The 16,251-nt window shown below is 65.3% G+C and carries 18 protein-coding genes and 2 riboswitches; of the genes, 5 read left to right on the forward strand and 13 right to left on the reverse strand.

The annotated features are described in order from the left end of the window. Positions 1-23: 23 nt before the first annotated feature. The 7 genes from grxD to NDN01_RS03320 all read right to left on the reverse strand — a co-directional run bounded on the left by grxD (position 24) and on the right by NDN01_RS03320 (position 5,189). Entirely contained in the window at positions 24-356 is a 333-nt protein-coding gene (gene grxD, locus NDN01_RS03290; protein ID WP_272625815.1) for a Grx4 family monothiol glutaredoxin, read from the reverse strand. 14 nt (positions 357-370) lie between these two features. Beyond that, on the reverse strand, positions 371-604 hold the full coding sequence (locus tag NDN01_RS03295; RefSeq protein ID WP_272625816.1) for a BolA family transcriptional regulator: 234 nt from the start codon (positions 602-604) through the stop codon (positions 371-373). Between the two features lie 5 nt (positions 605-609). Continuing rightward, entirely contained in the window at positions 610-933 is a 324-nt protein-coding gene (locus tag NDN01_RS03300; RefSeq protein ID WP_272625817.1) for a DUF1476 domain-containing protein, read from the reverse strand. A 136-nt stretch (positions 934-1,069) separates the two neighbouring features. Then, positions 1,070-2,071 (reverse strand): NADPH:quinone oxidoreductase family protein, encoded by a 1,002-nt coding sequence (locus NDN01_RS03305; RefSeq protein WP_272625818.1) that lies wholly within the window; start codon positions 2,069-2,071, stop codon positions 1,070-1,072. Further along, positions 2,034-2,663: a 3-isopropylmalate dehydratase small subunit gene (gene leuD / locus NDN01_RS03310; RefSeq protein WP_272625819.1), complete on the reverse strand. Its 630-nt coding sequence runs from the start codon at positions 2,661-2,663 to the stop codon at positions 2,034-2,036. Before leuD ends, NDN01_RS03305 begins: the two co-directional genes overlap by 38 nt. A gap of 106 nt (positions 2,664-2,769) precedes the next feature. After that, positions 2,770-4,212: a 3-isopropylmalate dehydratase large subunit gene (gene leuC, locus NDN01_RS03315; protein WP_272625820.1), complete on the reverse strand. Its 1,443-nt coding sequence runs from the start codon at positions 4,210-4,212 to the stop codon at positions 2,770-2,772. A gap of 47 nt (positions 4,213-4,259) precedes the next feature. Beyond that, complete coding sequence (locus NDN01_RS03320) at positions 4,260-5,189, reverse strand: helix-turn-helix transcriptional regulator (protein WP_272625821.1); 930 nt, start codon at positions 5,187-5,189, stop codon at positions 4,260-4,262. Positions 5,190-5,283: 94 nt separating this feature from the next. Between NDN01_RS03320 and NDN01_RS03325 the strand changes: the two genes are divergently transcribed. After that, positions 5,284-6,180, forward strand: coding sequence for an SDR family oxidoreductase (locus tag NDN01_RS03325; RefSeq protein ID WP_272625822.1), 897 nt, complete (start codon positions 5,284-5,286; stop codon positions 6,178-6,180). Positions 6,181-6,185: 5 nt separating this feature from the next. On the opposite strand, the gene NDN01_RS03330 is transcribed toward NDN01_RS03325, so the two are convergent. Continuing rightward, positions 6,186-6,776 (reverse strand): histidine phosphatase family protein, encoded by a 591-nt coding sequence (locus tag NDN01_RS03330; RefSeq protein WP_336298380.1) that lies wholly within the window; start codon positions 6,774-6,776, stop codon positions 6,186-6,188. 14 nt (positions 6,777-6,790) lie between these two features. Continuing rightward, positions 6,791-6,989: riboswitch (cobalamin riboswitch) on the forward strand. Between NDN01_RS03330 and NDN01_RS03335 the strand changes: the two genes are divergently transcribed. The 4 genes from NDN01_RS03335 (at position 6,968) to NDN01_RS03350 (ending at position 11,926) form a co-directional block, all read left to right on the forward strand. Then, positions 6,968-7,195, forward strand: coding sequence for a CbtB domain-containing protein (locus tag NDN01_RS03335; RefSeq protein ID WP_272625823.1), 228 nt, complete (start codon positions 6,968-6,970; stop codon positions 7,193-7,195). Its footprint overlaps the riboswitch before it by 22 nt. A 9-nt stretch (positions 7,196-7,204) precedes the next feature. Beyond that, positions 7,205-7,930: a CbtA family protein gene (locus NDN01_RS03340; RefSeq protein ID WP_272625824.1), complete on the forward strand. Its 726-nt coding sequence runs from the start codon at positions 7,205-7,207 to the stop codon at positions 7,928-7,930. 119 nt (positions 7,931-8,049) lie between these two features. Further along, positions 8,050-8,282: riboswitch (cobalamin riboswitch) on the forward strand. A gap of 178 nt (positions 8,283-8,460) precedes the next feature. Then, on the forward strand, positions 8,461-10,449 hold the full coding sequence (locus tag NDN01_RS03345; RefSeq protein WP_272625825.1) for a TonB-dependent receptor plug domain-containing protein: 1,989 nt from the start codon (positions 8,461-8,463) through the stop codon (positions 10,447-10,449). A 7-nt stretch (positions 10,450-10,456) separates the two neighbouring features. Next, a complete protein-coding gene (locus NDN01_RS03350; protein ID WP_272625826.1) occupies positions 10,457-11,926 on the forward strand; it encodes a PepSY domain-containing protein in 1,470 nt (489 codons plus the stop codon). 16 nt (positions 11,927-11,942) lie between these two features. Here NDN01_RS03350 and NDN01_RS03355 read toward each other — a convergent pair whose 3' ends face one another. The 5 genes from NDN01_RS03355 to NDN01_RS03375 all read right to left on the reverse strand — a co-directional run bounded on the left by NDN01_RS03355 (position 11,943) and on the right by NDN01_RS03375 (position 16,054). Next, a complete protein-coding gene (locus tag NDN01_RS03355) occupies positions 11,943-12,905 on the reverse strand; it encodes an NAD-dependent epimerase/dehydratase family protein (RefSeq protein WP_272625827.1) in 963 nt (320 codons plus the stop codon). A 113-nt stretch (positions 12,906-13,018) separates the two neighbouring features. Continuing rightward, a complete protein-coding gene (locus NDN01_RS03360) occupies positions 13,019-13,927 on the reverse strand; it encodes an alpha/beta hydrolase (RefSeq protein WP_443025232.1) in 909 nt (302 codons plus the stop codon). After that, positions 13,927-14,610: a glutathione S-transferase family protein gene (locus tag NDN01_RS03365; protein WP_272625829.1), complete on the reverse strand. Its 684-nt coding sequence runs from the start codon at positions 14,608-14,610 to the stop codon at positions 13,927-13,929. The genes NDN01_RS03360 and NDN01_RS03365 overlap by 1 nt, the downstream gene beginning before the upstream one ends. Next, positions 14,610-15,245, reverse strand: a complete 636-nt coding sequence (locus NDN01_RS03370; RefSeq protein WP_272625831.1) for a CoA transferase subunit B — start codon at positions 15,243-15,245, stop codon at positions 14,610-14,612. Before NDN01_RS03370 ends, NDN01_RS03365 begins: the two co-directional genes overlap by 1 nt. A gap of 2 nt (positions 15,246-15,247) precedes the next feature. Continuing rightward, positions 15,248-16,054, reverse strand: a complete 807-nt coding sequence (locus tag NDN01_RS03375) for an HAD family acid phosphatase (RefSeq protein WP_443025192.1) — start codon at positions 16,052-16,054, stop codon at positions 15,248-15,250. Between the last annotated feature and the right edge of the window lie 197 nt (positions 16,055-16,251).

The raw sequence follows: 16,251 nt of genomic DNA on the forward strand, positions 1-16,251 counted from the left end.
CGATGCCGTTCCCGGCCTGGTCGCTATCCGGCGGTCACGACGCCCTGGTCTTCGAAAAGCTTTGCGAGCTCGCCGCTCTCGTACATCTCCATCATGATGTCGGAGCCGCCGATGAATTCGCCCTTCACATAAAGCTGGGGAATCGTCGGCCAGTCGGAAAAGGCCTTGATGCCCTGGCGGACGCCTTGATCCTGCAACACATCGACGCTGTCGAATTCTGCGCCGAGATGATTGAGGATGGCCACCGCGCGGCTGGAAAAGCCGCACTGTGGAAAAAGCGGGCTGCCCTTCATGAAAAGAACAACGTCGTTCTTGGCGACGATCTCGGCGATGCGGGCCTGTGCGTCATCGGTCACTGGGTCTACTCCTGTCACTCTGGAACCGCGGTGGTGAGCTGCAATGCGTGGAGCACGCCGCCCATCCGCCCACCCAGTGCGGCATAGACCGCCTGGTGCTGCTTGATACGGGGCAAGCCCCGGAAACTCTCGGCCGTCACGCGCGCCGCATAATGATCGCCATCGCCGGCGAGGTCGGTGATCTCGACCCGGGCACCGGGGATGCCCCCGGTGATCAGCGCCTCGATTTCTTCGGCTGCCATCGCCATCGTCGTTATTCCGACTGCATCAGCTGACGGCGGGCTTCGATAGTCTGATCTTCGATCGCGCGGCGGACCGCACCTTCGTCGACCTCGACGCCGGCCGCGTTCAGGTCGCTGACCAGCTTGCGGATCACGTCCTCATCGCCTGCTTCCTCGAAATCGGCCTGGACGACTGCCTTGGCATAGGCGTCAGTCTCTTCCGGGGTGAGCTTCATCTGGCCTGCGGCCCATTGGCCGAGCAGCCGGTTGCGCCGAGCCGTGACACGAAACGCCATCTCCTCGTCGCGCGCATATTTGGTCTCGAACGCCCGCTCGCGATCGTCGAAAGTGCTCATGGTCGGTCGTTCCCCTTGGGCGATTTTACGTATCAGGGTCGAGATAGGGTGGGGGACGCAGCGACGCAACCGCTCGCTCACGACCGAGAGAGGCCCGGAACGAATTCCTCCGCGGACTTGCCCGGGGAGGAATAGCTTATTCCGCCACCGTCACCACCAGTTTCCCGATCGCCCGGCGCGCCGCCATGCGGGCGATTGCCTTGCCGCCATCCTCGAACGCGAACGTCTCGGTCACGCGCGGGGCGATCTTGCCGTCCTTCCACAGCCGGAACAGCCGCTCGATATGCGCCTGGTTCGCCTTGGGGTCGCGCGCGGCGAAGGCGCCCCAGAACACGCCGCAGACATCGCAGCTTTTAAGAAGCGTGAGGTTGAGCGGGAGCTTCGGAATACCTGCCGGGAAGCCGACGACGAGGTAGCGGCCCTCCCACGCGATCGAGCGCAGCGCCGGCTCGGCATAGTCGCCGCCGACCGGATCATAGATCACGTCGGCCCCGCCGGGTCCGAGCGCCGCCTTGAACTGGTCGGCGAGCGCTTTCGACTGGTCCTTGTCGAACGGGGCTCGAGGATAGACCAACGTTACGTCAGCACCGGCATCCTTTGCCACGACCGCCTTTTCCTCTGACGAGACAGCCGCCACGACATGCGCGCCGAACGCCTTGCCCAGCTCGATCGCGGCAAGGCCGACACCCCCGGCGGCGCCGAGCACCAGCAGGGTATTGCCCTCGGCCAGGTGTCCGCGGTCGAGCAGGGCGTGGATGGTCGTGCCATAGGTCAGCAGCAGCGATGCGCCCTCGGCGAAGCTTCGCCCTTCGGGCAGGCGGAACAGGCTGGTTGCGTTGATCGCGACTTTCTCGACCAGGCCGCCCGATCCGGTCGTCGCGATCACCCGGTCGCCGGGCGCCCATCCGGTCACGCCTTCTCCGACGCTGTCGATCACACCGGAGATCTCGCTGCCCGGGGCGAAGGGCCGGGGCGGCTTGAACTGATATTTGTCCTCGATGATCAGGACGTCGGGATAGTTGATCGAGCACGCCTTGACCGCGACCACCACCTGGCCCTTGCCGGCCACGGGATCGGGCAGGTCGTCGATGACGAGGGTTTCAGGGCCGCCCGGTGCCTTCGACAACAATGCCCGCATATGCTCGTTCTCCGCTCATCCATGGCCGGTGCTCATTGACGCCGGACTCGTATTTAGAAATCGCGGTATCCCTTGCCAGCGTCAACCCGATCTCGTCCAGCCCCTCCATGAGGCACTGACGGCGAAAGGCGTCCAGCTCGAACGGAAAGCGGTCCTGATAAGGCGTAGTGACGGTCATTGTCTCAAGATCGACTGTCACGGAATCCGTCTTCGCGACCTCGACCAGCCGATCGACAGCTTCCTGCGGTAGAACGACGGGTACGATGCCGTTCTTGAAGGCGTTGCCGGAAAAGATATCGGAAAAGCTCGGCGCGATCACCGCGATCACGCCCATGTCGGCCAGCGCCCAGGCGGCATGCTCGCGGCTCGATCCGCAACCGAAATTATCGCCGGCGATCAGGATCGGCGATCCGGCATAGCGCGGGTCGTCGAAGATATTGTCCGGTTGCGCGCGCACGGTTTCGAACGCGCCCTTGCCAAGGCCCTCGCGCGTGATGGTCTTGAGCCAATGCGCGGGGATGATGACGTCGGTGTCGATGTTCTTCGCGCCCCACGGATAGGCACGGCCCGAAACCTGACTGACTGCTTTCATTACTGGCTCGCGATCGTTCCGTCGGCCGGCTTCGGCTTGGCCGTTGCGGTATAGGCGGCGATGCCGCTTAGCACGGTACCGAGGATCAGCAGTATAAGGGCCTTCTTCATGACGACGTCCCTCCCATCAGGTCGCGGACATCGCTCAACCGCCCGGTAACGGCCGCTGCCGCCGCCATCGCGGGTGAAACCAGGTGCGTCCGCGCTCCAGGTCCCTGACGCCCTACGAAATTCCGATTCGAAGTGGAAGCGCAGCGTTCACCCGGCGGCACTTTATCCGGGTTCATGGCGAGACACATCGAACAGCCCGGCTCGCGCCATTCGAAGCCGGCCTGAAGGAATATCCGGTCGAGCCCCTCGACTTCGGCCTGACGCTTGACCAGTCCGGAACCGGGGACGACCAGCGCGCGAACGCCGTCCGCGACATGGCGGCCGTTCGCCACCGAGGCGGCGGCGCGCAGATCCTCGATCCGACTGTTGGTGCAACTGCCGATGAAGACATGCTCGACCGGGACATCCTGCATCGCGGTGCCCGGCGTCAGCCCCATATAGTCGAGCGATTTCCGTGCGGCCGCCCGCTTGGCCGGATCGGCGAAGCTGTCGGGATCTGGAACCACGCCGGTAATCGGCACGACATCCTCCGGGCTGGTGCCCCAGGTCAGCGACGGCGCAATATCGGTCGCGTCGAGCCGCACGCTGCGGTCATAGGTCGCGGCCGGGTCGCTCGGCAGCGTCTTCCACCAGGCGACTGCCTGTTCCCAATCCGCACCCCTGGGCGCCATCGGGCGACCCTTGAGATAGGCGAAGGTCGTCTCGTCCGGCGCGATCAGGCCGGCGCGTGCGCCGCCCTCGATCGACATGTTGGCGACGGTCAGCCGCCCTTCGACCGACATCGCGCGGATCACCTCACCGGTATATTCGACGACATAGCCGGTGCCGCCCGCCGCGCCGATCCTGCCGATGATGGCCAGGATCACATCCTTGGGGCTGACGCCGAAGCCGAGCGATCCGTCAACGCGGATCTCCATCGTCTTCGACTGGCTCAGCAGCAGCGTCTGGGTTGCGAGCACATGCTCGACCTCGCTGGTGCCGATGCCGAACGCCAGCGCCCCCATCGCGCCGTGCGCCGAGGTGTGGCTGTCGCCGCAGACCAGGGTGGTGCCGGGCAGGGTGAAGCCCTGTTCCGGGCCGACGACATGGACGATGCCCTGCTCGGGCGCGACCGCGTCGATATAGTCGATGCCGAATTCGGCGGTGTTGCGCTGAAGCGCATCGAGCTGCGCCGCGCTCTCCGCATCGGCGATCGGCAGGCGCTTGCCCGCCGCATCGACCCGCGCCGTCGTCGGCAGGTTGTGATCTGGGACAGCCAGCGTCAGGTCCGGACGGCGCACCTTGCGTCCCGCCGCGCGAAGGCCGGCAAAGGCCTGCGGGCTGGTGACCTCGTGGATCAAGTGGCGGTCGATATAGATCAGGCAGGTGCCATCGTCGCGGCGCTCGACGACATGCGCGGCCCAGATCTTTTCGTACAGGGTGAGAGGACGGGAAGCCATGGGGGCGCTCTAGCCCTTTCTTGCGTCCGATCAAGCAGGCGTGGCATTTAATTACGCATAGCCTGGCTTGTCGAGCGGGGTGCCAACTCGTCTGACAAGGCGTTTTTGACGAGGGTTTCGTCCGCATCGCCGTCCCCGATGATCGTGGCACCGGCCGGCCGTTCGCGCAGGAGGGACCTGACCCGCTCCCCGTCCTCGCTCGTCGCCGGATTGTACACGACCATGCTCAGATCGGGCCGGCCATCGACGGCGAACGAGGAATATTCGAACGCGATCGGCCCCAGGATCGGGTGGCGGAGGTGCTTGACGCCGTCGCCATAGGTGCGGACGTCATTGTCCCGCCACATCGCGTCGAAGTCGGGACTCAACCGGCACAGTTCGGCGACGAGCGGCTCGACCTCTGCGCTGGCGCCGGCGCGGGCCGCGTCCGCCCGGAAGGCGCTGACGACGAAACGCGCGACGCTTTCCCAGTCGAATTGCGCATCGCGGACACGCGGATCGAGGAAGATCATGCGCAGGATGTTGCGCTGGTCCGGCGGAAGGGCGCCATAGTCGGTGAGGATGGCGGCGGCGGCGCGGTTCCAGGCAACGACGTCCCAAATTGCAGTCTTCACCAGCGCGGGGCTGACGTCGAGTGCATCGAGCAGTCGCTGCAGGCGCGGCGTGACGCCCTCCGCCGGCTTATAGTGGACCTCGGGCGGACGCCCCAGGCCGAGGAGGAACACATGTTCGCGCTCGACCTCGGTCAGCATCAATGCCCGGACGATCCGGTCGAGCACGTCCGCGGAAGGCGCGCCGCCTCGTCCCTGTTCGAGCCAAGTATACCAGGTGGTGCTGATATTGGCGCGCTGGGCGACTTCCTCACGGCGCAGGCCAGGGGTGCGCCGTCGCGTCCCGGAAAATCCGAATGCCGCGGGATCGAGCCGCATGCGCCGGTCCTTGAGATAAATGCCCAGGGCCTTGTCCTGTGTGCTCATACTGATCCTGTTGGTCATTATACCCCGATAAGATCACTACTTTAACAGGATGATGTGCGCTCCGACAATGGATCTGGTGATTGAGGAGAGCGATATGCGTGTCTTCGTAACTGGCGCCACGGGCTTTGTCGGATCGGCCGTGGTCAGGGAGTTGCTTGGAGCCGGCCATCAGGTGCTCGGCCTTGCGCGGTCGGATGCGGGTGCGGAGGCGCTCAGTCAGGCAGGCGCCGAAGTGCATCGCGGTGCACTCGGTGATCTCGACAGCCTCAGGAGCGGCGCTGCCCATGTGGACGGCGTGATCCATACGGCCTTCAATCATGATTTCTCGAAGTTTGCCGAAAATTGCGAAGAGGATCGGCGCGCGATCGAGGCGATTGGCGCTATCCTGGAAGGGTCGCAGCGCCCGCTGCTGGTCACTTCCGGCCTTGCATTGCTCGCGCCAGGCCGGCTCGCGACCGAGAGCGACGTGCCGAGCCCGGCCTTTCCGCGCGTCTCGGAAATCGCAGCCGCCGCAGTGGCGGCGGGCGGCGTCAGGGCGAGCAGCGTACGCCTACCGCCGTCAACCCACGGCGCCGGCGATCATGGCTTCGTACCGATCCTGATCGAGATGGCGCGGGAAAAGGGCGTGTCTGCCTATGTCGGCGACGGCAGCAACCGCTGGCCGGCCGCGCATCGCGTCGATGCCGCCCGGGTTTACCGCCTCGCGCTGGAACGAGGCGCAACCGACGGTCCGTATCACGCGGTCGCTGAGGAGGGCGTGCCGTTCAAGGCAATCGCCGAGACGATCGGGCGTCACCTGGATGTACCGGTGGGGGCCATATCGCCCGATGAGGCGCAAGCGCATTTCGGCTGGTTCACGATGTTCGCGAGCATGGACGTTCCGACATCAAGCGCGCGAACGAGAGCCCTTCTGGGCTGGGAGCCCAGCGGGCCGACGCTGTTGCAGGACATGAACGATACCGATTATTTCCAGGGGCGCCAGGATCGGTGAAGCGCTCAACAGGGAAGGAGCGTGCTGTCGGCGATGGCGAGACCGAGCGCCTGCAATCGCCACACGCGGTTGAACGACAGCACCGCCATCGAGAGGGGGGCGACGTCGATCCGCAGCGCCCCGTCCAGCAGCACACCAAGCGCTACGGCAATTGCGGTGCGCACCACCATGGGGTGGGTAATCGCGAGGACAGGGGCCTCCCGGCCGGCCTGGACGGCAAGCCATTCGGCAACGCGAATGCCGACCGCGGCCATCGTTTCTCCGCCGGGCGCCCCCGCGGCGGGATCAGCGATCCAACCTGCGATACCATCAGGGTCGAGAGCATGGATTTCGGCCAGGCTTCGTCCGGTCCATTTGCCATGATCGATGTCGCGGAGTGCCGTGTCGATGTCGGCGTCCAGCCCAAGCGCTTCCGCCGTCTGGCGCGCGGCCAGTGCCGGGCTGGTTGCGATATGCCGCGGGGAGGGCAGGGGAATTCGGTATGCCCTGGCAGTTCGTAGCCCGCCATCGTCGAGCGGTTCGGCCGGATCGGCGAATCCGCCGACACGCGACGTCGTCGTCGCGGCATGGCAGAGCAGGGTCAGTCGCGTAGCCAGGCGGGCCTCCCGGAATCGTTGACGTTGTGCTCGGTTCCGTCCTAGGGCGAGCCAAGGACCGAGGAAGAAGCCGGTGTAATTCCGGCACGGTCGCGCCACTGTTATCGATAGCGCCGGGGTGCTGTCGAGAGTCAGACCTTCCTCGGACGATCATCCCGCGGGACGCGCGCTTCCCGGTCAAGGAGCAGTATATGCCGGCTACGACCCTTTTCGCCGACGACGTCTTCATTCCGGTTGGCGGCGAGACCGCGATTCCGTTCGGCGAGATTCTCCCCTGGGCGCTCTTCGGCACGCTCCTCGCGCTGATCTTTCTCTATTTCGTCAGCACCGAACAGGGCGCGGTGTCGCTGTTTAGTGGCAAATATGTTCATGAACTCGTCCATGACGGGCGCCATCTGCTCGGCTTTCCCTGCCACTAAGGCCGGGACGTGGCACGCACTCTCCTGATTCGCGGGATGTTGGCCGGCGTGGTCGCTGCGCTGCTCGCGGTGCTGTTCGCGCGCTTGGTCGCTGAACCGCAGGTCGACCTGGCAATCGCGTTCGAAGCCGCCAAGTCGCATGCCATGGGCGGGATGGACGAGCCCGAACTGGTTAGCCGCACGGTCCAGAAGGGTCTTGGTCTCGTCATCGCGGTGGTGCTTTACGGTGCCGCGATCGGCGGCATCTTCGCGCTGGTGTTCGCTGGCCTCTATGGTCGCTGGTCGCTGCTCGGACCGCGCTCGCTCGCGCTTATGCTTGCCGTGGCGGGGTTCGTCGCAATCGCGCTCGTCCCAGCGCTCAAATATCCGCCGAATCCGCCTGCGGTCGGCCTGCATGAAACCGTCGCCTTCCGGACCATCACCTATTTCGCGATGATCGCCTTGTCGGTGGTCGCGATGGTGATCGCTGCCAAGCTTGGTCGCGGTCTGTCGCAGCGACTGGGCGGGTTCAACGCGATGCTCGTCGCGGGCGGATGCTATGTCGCGCTGGTCGCGGCCGTTCAGGTCGTGATGCCCGTCATCAACGAGGTACCGGTCGATTTCCCCGCCGTGCTGCTGTGGAACTTCCGCATGGCCTCCCTCGCCATGCAGGCGGTGCTATGGGCCGTGATCGGTATCGGTTTTGGCGCCGCCGCCGAGCATGCACTCCGTCGCGGCACCCGGAACCGCGCCTAGCGTATCGCCACGCCCTTGCGGCGTGTCCCATGGTCCTTTTCCGCCAAGTCCGATCCTCAGGCGGCGATCGTTACGCCCCTGCGAAATATCTTGCCTCGATCGTCGCTACACCATATCGGGCGCCTTGATCGCGTCGGTGCCCCGAAAGGGGCTTAAAATGGGAACGCGGTGAGGGTGGCTCGCCACCTGAATCCGAGGCTGTCCCTGCAACTGTAAGCGGCGAGCGCGATGCATATCGCTCCTTTCGAGGGAGCAGCCACTGGGCCGGACGCTAAATCATGCGAGGTCTGGGAAGGCATGCATCAAGCTGTGACCCGTGAGCCAGGATACCTGCCGGCGTCTGGTCGCTCTTGCCTTGGCCCAGGGGATGGCCGCGGCACGGTGAACTCCGTCTGAGCGACGAACACGCGGCTGGGGCCGCATCGGTTCGTGTGAGCGGGTGCCTTTGGTGTCCGTCCGTTCGTGCGCGCCGACCGTTCGTTAACGGCACGCCCCCGCCCAACGTCGAACGACGCCACGGGGGTTACAGAATGAGGTTTATCATCACATCGCGGCTGGCCATGTCCGTCGCGATCGCTGCATGCACGGTTACCGCTGCTCACGCCGAGGATCCGGAGGACGAGAACACCATCGTCGTCACCGGCAGGAGCCTCGAGGAAACACTGCCGCAGGAACTCGCTCGCTACGGCAGCGATATCGAGACCGTCACCGAGAAGCAGGTTCGCGACCGCGGCGTCGTCGATGTCGCCAGCGCCCTCGACAGCGTTCCCGGCCTTTACATCAAGCCGGGTTCGGGTCCGTTCAGCTATGTGGACGTATCGCTTCAGGGATCGCGCACGCAGGACGTGTTGTGGACGGTCGACGGCATCCGCATCAACAACCGTCTTTATGGCGGCACCTCCCCCAACGACACGCTACCCGCCAGCATGATCGAGCGGATCGAGGTGCTGAAGGGCGGGGAGAGCCTGTTCTACGGTACGCAGGCAGCCGCCGGCGTCATCAACGTCGTCACCCGCAGCTTCACCGACGATTTCAACGGTCAGGTCAATGGCAGCGTCGACAGCCGCGGCGGCACCAATCTCGACGGCTATGCCCGTGGCAGCATCGGCGACCACCGGTTCGTGGTCTATGCCTCGCGCAACGACGCTGAGGGTTATCGTCCGTACAGCGTCATGCAGCCAAGCGCGACCGACCAGAAACGCGGATATCGCCTGTGGTCGGTCGGCGGCAAATATCAGTTCGACTTCACGTCGGACCTGCGCCTCAACCTGCAATATCAGCATACCCAGGCAAAGCTGGACAATCTTTCCCCCACGCGGGTCAACACGAGCCGCAACGACCGCAACGAGGAAATCGCCAGCGTCCGGCTCGACTATACCGGCAGCGACACCGTCCAGTTCTTTCTGAAGGGCTATTTCCACGACTGGAAGACGGCCTATGTCCAGATCCTGAACCCGATCCCCGCCGGTCCGCCGATCACGGTGTATCCCGAAGGCACTTTCTGGGGATATCAGGACTATGGTGGCAGCGCCGTCGTCAAGCTGCACCCGCACCGGGGTCTCGAATATCTGATCGGCTATGATTTCCAGAACTTCAACGGTCGCGACGACGTCCTGCTGATCGGCAAGATCACCGAGCAGGTTCATGCCGGCATCTTTCAGGTCCGCACGACCGATGAACTCAGCAAGCGCGCGCGCCTGACGGCCGGGGTGCGCTACAACGAAACCGGCGGTGCGAAGAAGACCGTCTGGAACGTCAGCGGTCGCTTCGACCTGACCGACAGCCTGTATCTGGAAGGGATCGGCGGGACGTCCTTCGTGCTGCCCGATGCCTCGTCGCTCTACGGCATCGATCCGTGCTGCGAGATCGGCAACCCGAAGCTGAAGCCCGAACAGAGCCTCAACCTCAACCTGACGGCGGGCGGGGCGTTCACCCTGGCCGGTGGCGCGCTGAACTGGAAGGCGACCTATTTCCAGCGCACCATCACCGACCTGATCGACGCGACCTATGACGATCCCGCCTTTCCCAACGGCACCTACATCAACGTCAAGGGCAAGGTGAAGGTGCGGGGCGCCGAGTTCCAGATCGACGCGACCGTGGCGCAGGACTGGCATGTCGCGGCGAGCTACACCTACACCCGCGCCCGCAACGAAGGCGCGACCAGGCAGCGGGATCGCACGCCGGAGCAATTCGCCAAGGGATCGGTCAGCTATGCGCCCGAGAGCCTCCCGTTCGGCGCCAATGTCTCTGTCAACTGGGTGGGGGACACCTATTCGTCGCCGTCCGGTTTCCCGCGTCAGAACTACGGCAACTACGCCATCGTCGACTTCGGGGCGCATCTCTATGTGGATGGCAGCGCCCGCCGGAACCGGTTCGGGATCAATGTCGAGAATGTGACGGGCCGGGAATATGCGACCCGGGGCTTCGGTTCGGCACCGGCCGATGCCGGAGGGCGGTTCCTGTATTTTACCCGGGGCGTGCCCCGGACGCTCCGGGTCAGCTACGGCCTGAGCTTCTGAGCCGGTGATGCTCCGTCCTGTCCTCTTCCTGCATCGCTGGCTTGGCGTCGTCATCGGGGCTGTCATGACGCTCTGGTGCCTGTCCGGGTTCGTCATGATGTATGTCGACTATCCCCGGCTCATGCCTGCCGAGCAGGTGCGGGGCCTCGCCCCCCTGCATCTGCCGGGGGCGGACGCATTGGCGCATGTCGACCTGCCGGCTGGGACGCCGCTCTCGTCGGCGAAGCTGGAAATGATGGCGGGACGGCCGGTGCTTCGGGTCGTTCCGATGATCGACCCGACCCGCCCGATCGCCCAGATGCGCATGACGCCCGGCGGCTATGATCTGTCGTCGGGCAAGGCGATCGCGACGCTGCCGATGGCCGATATTCGCGCCATAGCGACGAGTTTCGGGCGGCGTTTCGGCATTGCGGGGCCGCCCGGATCGGTTGCGCCGACGGAAATGGATCAGTGGACGGTCCAGGAGTTCAGGCGCAACCAGCCGCTCTACCGGGTCGACTATGACGATCCTTCGGCCACGACGATCTATGTCGCGGGCAACAGCGGCGAGGTGGTGCAGCAGACGACGCGGTTCGAACGTTTCTGGGGCTGGCTGGGCGCGGTGCCCCACTGGCTCTACCCGACGATCCTGCGGCAGAATGGCGAGGCGTGGAACCAGGTGGTCATCTGGACCTCGCTGATCGGGTGCTTCCTTACCGTGACAGGCCTCTGGGTGGGCATTGCCCGGCTGCGGCGACGGCGCGACGGCAGCATCGGCTCCCCCTATCGCGGGCTATGGTGGTGGCACCACATGTTCGGCCTGTTCTTCGGGCTGTTGACGCTGACCTGGGTCGCCAGCGGGCTCTTCTCGATGAACCCATGGGGGTTCCTCGACAGCATGGCCGGGTTCGCGGAGCGGCAGCGGCTGGCCGGAACCGTTACATGGGGCGATATGCGGGGCGCGATCTCGCGGCTCGGTGCCATGCCGGCCGGGACCGTTCGGCTGGAAAGCGCGCCGCTCGGCGGACGCATGTTTCTCGTCGCAATCGGCCAGGACGGGCGGATGGTGCGCTTCGGCGCCGGCGGACGACCCGAACCGCTTCGGGCTGAAGCGCTGAAGGTTGCGCTGCGGAACGGTCCGCCTGTCGCCTCCCTCGACAGGCTCAGCGACGAAGACGCCTATTATTACACCCACAAGTTCCCGACGAAGCTTCCGGTGTGGCGCGCCATTCTGTCCGACGCGGAGGCGACGCGGCTCTATATCGACCCTGACTCGGGCAAGCTGATCCGCGCGTTCGATCGCAATGGCCGGCGTTTTCGCTGGCTGCAGGATGGGCTGCACAGCCTGGATTTCCCCATTCTCCGGTCACGGCCGCTATGGGATGTCGTCGTTCTGCTACTGCTGGCGGCGGTAACCCTGGTCTGTGGAACGGGTACCTGGATGGGCGTTCGCAAGCTCGGCCGCGACTGGCGCAGGATGCGTCGCCGTCGCAGATGACCGGCTGATACGTCGCTTAATTCGCGGCGAGGGTTTCCTTGGGGGAGATGTAACTGGCATCATGCGCAAAGGGCAGTTCCTCACCGTCGCGCATCGCCTTCAGCACCGCCGCGAAATCGGTCGCGCACCGGAATCCAAGCACCCGCTCCGCCAGGCCTGAATCATACACCCGGTCGATCGATCGGGGCAGGTGCCAGCCATATCGTTCATACAAGGCAGCGGCGTCGGGGAAATGCCGGGCGATCACCGCGGGGGCATCGGCCTTGAGTGCCGCTACCTCGTCGCGTGCGAAGGGCGTTGGTGCGGAGACGATGAAAGTGCCGAAGCCGATCTTCGGAGCCCGTTCCAGCGCGATGACATGCGCTTCGGCCGCGTCCTCCACCGTCAATCGTCGATGAAGCAGTTCATTGGCTTTCATGTTCTCGCCTGACAGGTCGTGGTGGGTGTCGTCGTCCTCGGGAAAGAAACGCGACGTGCGCAGCACGATGACGGGCAGGCCATGGTCCCTGTGGATCAGGCGGCAGAGCTGTTCGGCGGCGAGCTTCGTCACGCCGTAGATGTTGCGCGGCTCAAGCGGCGCCATCTCCTCGTCGATCCAAACCGCCGTCTCGCCTCGCGCCTCGCGGATCGCGGTCGAGATCATCAGCGACGTGGTCGAGGTGAAGACGAACCGGCTCGCCCTGGCCGCGACCGCTGCCTCGATCAGGTTGAGTGTCCCGCTGCTGTTCACGTCGATGAACGCCTGGTTCGGATAGCGCACGATATCCGGCTTGTGCAGCGCACCGCCATGGATGACCGCCTCGATCCCGCGCTCGCCGAACAGCCGGTCGATCAGCGCCCGGTCGGCGACGGTGCCGACGACATCGGTGTCGGTGCCCGGCGCGATATCCAGGCCGGTGACGTCATGGCCCAGGGCCCGGAGGCGGGGTGCGAGGAAGCGGCCGAGCCAGCCGCTCGACCCGGTAAGAAGAATGCGCATCAGCTTCTGCTTTTCCGTTTGGGGAGCGTCGCCACCCGGATCTCGAGCGCGGCGGCGAGAACGAGAGAAGGCAGGAGCGCGATCGTCATGCCTTCTTCGTACCTCGGCGCGTGTTATCGGCGCAATACAGCCGGCTGTTTCCTGTCGAACGCTGCGTTGATGAACGTCACGCTCTCCGCCAGTACCGGGGCCTTGCCCCGAAACGGCCTGGACAACGCCATCACGACACCCTCGTGGTTGAGCCCCGGAAGGACAAGCAGGGAGACCGGCGCCCCCAGCGTCTTGAGCCTGGCTTCGAGACGCAGCGCGTTGCGTGGTCGCACCGTCGTGTCCTTGTCGCCGGTAACGAGCAGCATTGGCGGGGCGTCCGCCCGCGCGAAATTGATCGGCTGGGTCATCCCCGGATCGGCCACGCCCTTCATCGCCTCTTCCGCACGCTGCGAACTCCAGGGGTAGAAGTCATAAGGGCCACTCAGCCCGACCGCTGCCTTGATGATTCCCGGATCGACGCCGGCCGCCTCAAGCCAGCGCGGGTCGAGTGCCAGCATCGCGACGGTATAGGCACCGGCGGAATGGCCCGCGATCGCAATCCGTTCCGGGTCGCCGCCATATTCACCGATATGGTCGCGGGTCCATCTCACCGCTTCGGCGCCGTCTTCCAGGAAGGCAGGGAAGCGTACACTCGGTACCTTGCGATAATCGGGCACGACCACGACGAAACCCGCCTTGGCATAGGCGCGCGCAGCGAAGGCATAGGCGCGGCGGTTGCCCTTGGCCCAGCCGCCGCCATACCAGAAGATCAGCACCGGGCGCTTCGCCTTGGCCTCGCCGGAGGGGCGCCAGACGTCGAGCGTCTGGCCATGCGTGCCGAAGGGCAGGGCGCTGCCCGGCCTGCTGGAGCCGGTGCCGCCGCCAGCCGCGCCGTCGAGCAGGCTCAGCAGGCCGGGCGGGGAGATGAAGGCCGCCATCAGGCCTGCGACAAGGGCCAGAAGGATGGCTGCGGCGATGGCGACACGCCGGATCACACCCGGAAGTCGGCAGTGACGGTGCCGGCGGCGGCGAGTTCGGCTTCATGCCCCGTCTCGCGCCAGCTTTCGGTCAGGGCGACGCTTTCCCATTCGCGCATCGCGGGATGATCGAGGATATGCGCAACCCAGGTAGCGCCAGCGGTCCCGACATCCAGTCCATAGGTGCGGACACGAAAGGCGACCGGCGCGTAAAAGGCGTCGACCGCCGAGAAGTCGGGGCCGGCCAGCCACGGCCCGCCAAAGCGCGAAAGTCCCTCGGCCCAGAGCTCGCCGATCCGCGCGACCTGGCGCTCAAGCGCTGGCGAGGGCGCCCTGAGCGCGACGCGGACACCCACATTCATCGTGCAGTCGTTGCGCAATGCCCCGAAACCGCCATGCATCTCGGCTGCCGCGCAAATGGCCCAGGCCCGTGCCGCCTCATCCCGCGGCCAGATGCCCGGATGACGCTCGGCGAGATACAGGACGATCCCGAAGGAATCCCACACGGTGCGATCGCCGTCGAGCAGCACCGGCACCTGCCCGCTCGGCGAGAAGGCGCGGAAATCCGCATAATTATCCGGTTTCGCGAACGGTTCGATGCGCTCGGCGAACGGAATGGCCAAGGCTCTCATCAGCAGCCATGGCCGCAGCGACCAGCTCGAATAGTTCCGATTGGCGGTGATGAGGGTGTAGGCCATCAGGCCTGATACTGCGCCGTCGTCTTCGCCGCTATCTCGTCCGTCGTCACGCCCGGCGCCATCTCGATCAGCCGGAAGGGGGACTGATGATCGGGCCGCTGGAACACGGCGAGATCAGTGATGATCATGTCGACCACATTCTTGCCGGTCAGCGGCAGGGTGCAGGTCGGGATGAACTTCGGGTCGCCGTTCTTGCTGGTATGCTCCATCACCACGATGATCTTCTTCACGCCGGCGACCAGATCCATGGCGCCGCCCATGCCCTTGATCATCTTGCCCGGGATCATCCAGTTGGCGATATCGCCATTCTGGGCAACTTCCATCGCGCCGAGGACGGTCAGGTCGATGTGCCCGCCGCGGATCATCGCGAAGCTCTGGTCCGAACCGAAATAGGCAGATTGCGGCAGCTCGCTGATGGTCTGCTTGCCGGCGTTGATCAGGTCGGGATCTTCCTCGCCCGCGAACGGGAAGGGGCCGATGCCAAGCATGCCGTTCTCGGACTGGAGCGTCACTTCGACGCCCTCGGGAATATGGTTCGCCACCAGAGTCGGGATGCCGATGCCGAGGTTGACGTAAAAGCCGTCCTGCAGCTCGCGCGCGGCACGCGCCGCCATGTCGTCACGGGTCCAGGCCATTCTTATTTCTCCGTGGGTGCGGGCTCGGCCCAGCGCTTGTCTGCAGGAAACACGTCGTCGAAGCCGCCTTTGAGGCTGCTGCCATAGACGGGGTTGGGAAGCACGAACCAGCCAGCGCCCCATTTTGCCGCGATAGGCGCGGCAAGCGTCGCGTCGCGCCGTGGCATGGGGGTGAGGCCGGCATTGAACAGGTCGCTGAAATCGCCGAGCTGGTCGCCGCCCATCGCGATCACACAATATTTCGCAGCGATGGCTGCGCGGCGGCCGTCCTTCTTCGATCCCGTGGCATCGTCGCCGGCGAGGAACAGGGTGTTGCCATGGACTGCCGGGCCAAGCCCGGCACCGTCTATCGCGGCGCTGGTCTGGGTCGCGTTGCCGGCCGAGCGATTGGTGTTGAACACCACCGTTACGCCCAACGCGCGCAACGCGGTCAGCGCCTGGACCGCACCGGGGACGGCGGCGACCTTGTCGACGCCCGTCTTCTCCCATGCCTGCCAGCGTGCCTCGTCATAGGGTCGGGGGTTGGTGGCGTCGGAATATTCGAAGCCCAGGTTGAGTAACACCGTCTCGTCCACATCGAACACCGCGGCGAAGGGCTTCTTGCCGCATGGTACGAAGCCAGGTGCGGCAAGGGTCACGCCGGGGGCGAGGACGACGCTGTCGACCGGGCGCTTGCGGACCTGGGCCACGACATAGTCGGTCAGGCCACGCCATGCCTGGACGCTGATCGCCGATCCTTCGCCCGAGCCGTAGAGATACTGCATGCCAGCGGGGACGGTAGGGGCGGGCAGGGTGGGAGGCGGAGCCACCGGTTCAGCAGCAACCGGGACAGGCGCCGCTACCGCCGGTAATGGTGTTTGTGCCGTGGAACATGCGGAAAGCGTAATTGCGAGCGCCAACGCAATCCCCCGCCCGCTTGCGGGAGGGGCTAGGGGAGGGCATGTCGTCGGGAGGGAGGCATCGTGTCGGACAGGCCCTCTCCCGACCTCTCGCGCAAGCGGGAGAG

The sequence above is a fragment of the Sphingomonas sp. QA11 genome (assembly GCF_028473665.1).
In the GTDB taxonomy this organism is placed as follows: domain Bacteria; phylum Pseudomonadota; class Alphaproteobacteria; order Sphingomonadales; family Sphingomonadaceae; genus Sphingomonas; species Sphingomonas phytovorans.

Bases quoted from the DNA above. Each gene is read 5' to 3' on its own strand.
- leuC (WP_272625820.1), bottom strand. From the start codon at position 4,212: ATGGCTTCCCGTCCTCTCACCCTGTACGAAAAGATCTGGGCCGCGCAT.
- NDN01_RS03370 (WP_272625831.1), bottom strand. From the start codon at position 15,245: ATGGCCTGGACCCGTGACGACATGGCGGCGCGTGCCGCGCGCGAGCTG.
- leuD (WP_272625819.1), bottom strand. From the start codon at position 2,663: ATGAAAGCAGTCAGTCAGGTTTCGGGCCGTGCCTATCCGTGGGGCGCG.
- NDN01_RS03305 (WP_272625818.1), bottom strand. From the start codon at position 2,071: ATGCGGGCATTGTTGTCGAAGGCACCGGGCGGCCCTGAAACCCTCGTC.
- NDN01_RS03355 (WP_272625827.1), bottom strand. From the start codon at position 12,905: ATGCGCATTCTTCTTACCGGGTCGAGCGGCTGGCTCGGCCGCTTCCTC.
- NDN01_RS03365 (WP_272625829.1), bottom strand. From the start codon at position 14,610: ATGGCCTACACCCTCATCACCGCCAATCGGAACTATTCGAGCTGGTCG.
- NDN01_RS03295 (WP_272625816.1), bottom strand. From the start codon at position 604: ATGGCGATGGCAGCCGAAGAAATCGAGGCGCTGATCACCGGGGGCATC.
- NDN01_RS03325 (WP_272625822.1), top strand. From the start codon at position 5,284: ATGCGTGTCTTCGTAACTGGCGCCACGGGCTTTGTCGGATCGGCCGTG.
- NDN01_RS03320 (WP_272625821.1), bottom strand. From the start codon at position 5,189: ATGAGCACACAGGACAAGGCCCTGGGCATTTATCTCAAGGACCGGCGC.
- NDN01_RS03335 (WP_272625823.1), top strand. From the start codon at position 6,968: ATGCCGGCTACGACCCTTTTCGCCGACGACGTCTTCATTCCGGTTGGC.
- NDN01_RS03350 (WP_272625826.1), top strand. From the start codon at position 10,457: ATGCTCCGTCCTGTCCTCTTCCTGCATCGCTGGCTTGGCGTCGTCATC.
- NDN01_RS03345 (WP_272625825.1), top strand. From the start codon at position 8,461: ATGAGGTTTATCATCACATCGCGGCTGGCCATGTCCGTCGCGATCGCT.
- NDN01_RS03300 (WP_272625817.1), bottom strand. From the start codon at position 933: ATGAGCACTTTCGACGATCGCGAGCGGGCGTTCGAGACCAAATATGCG.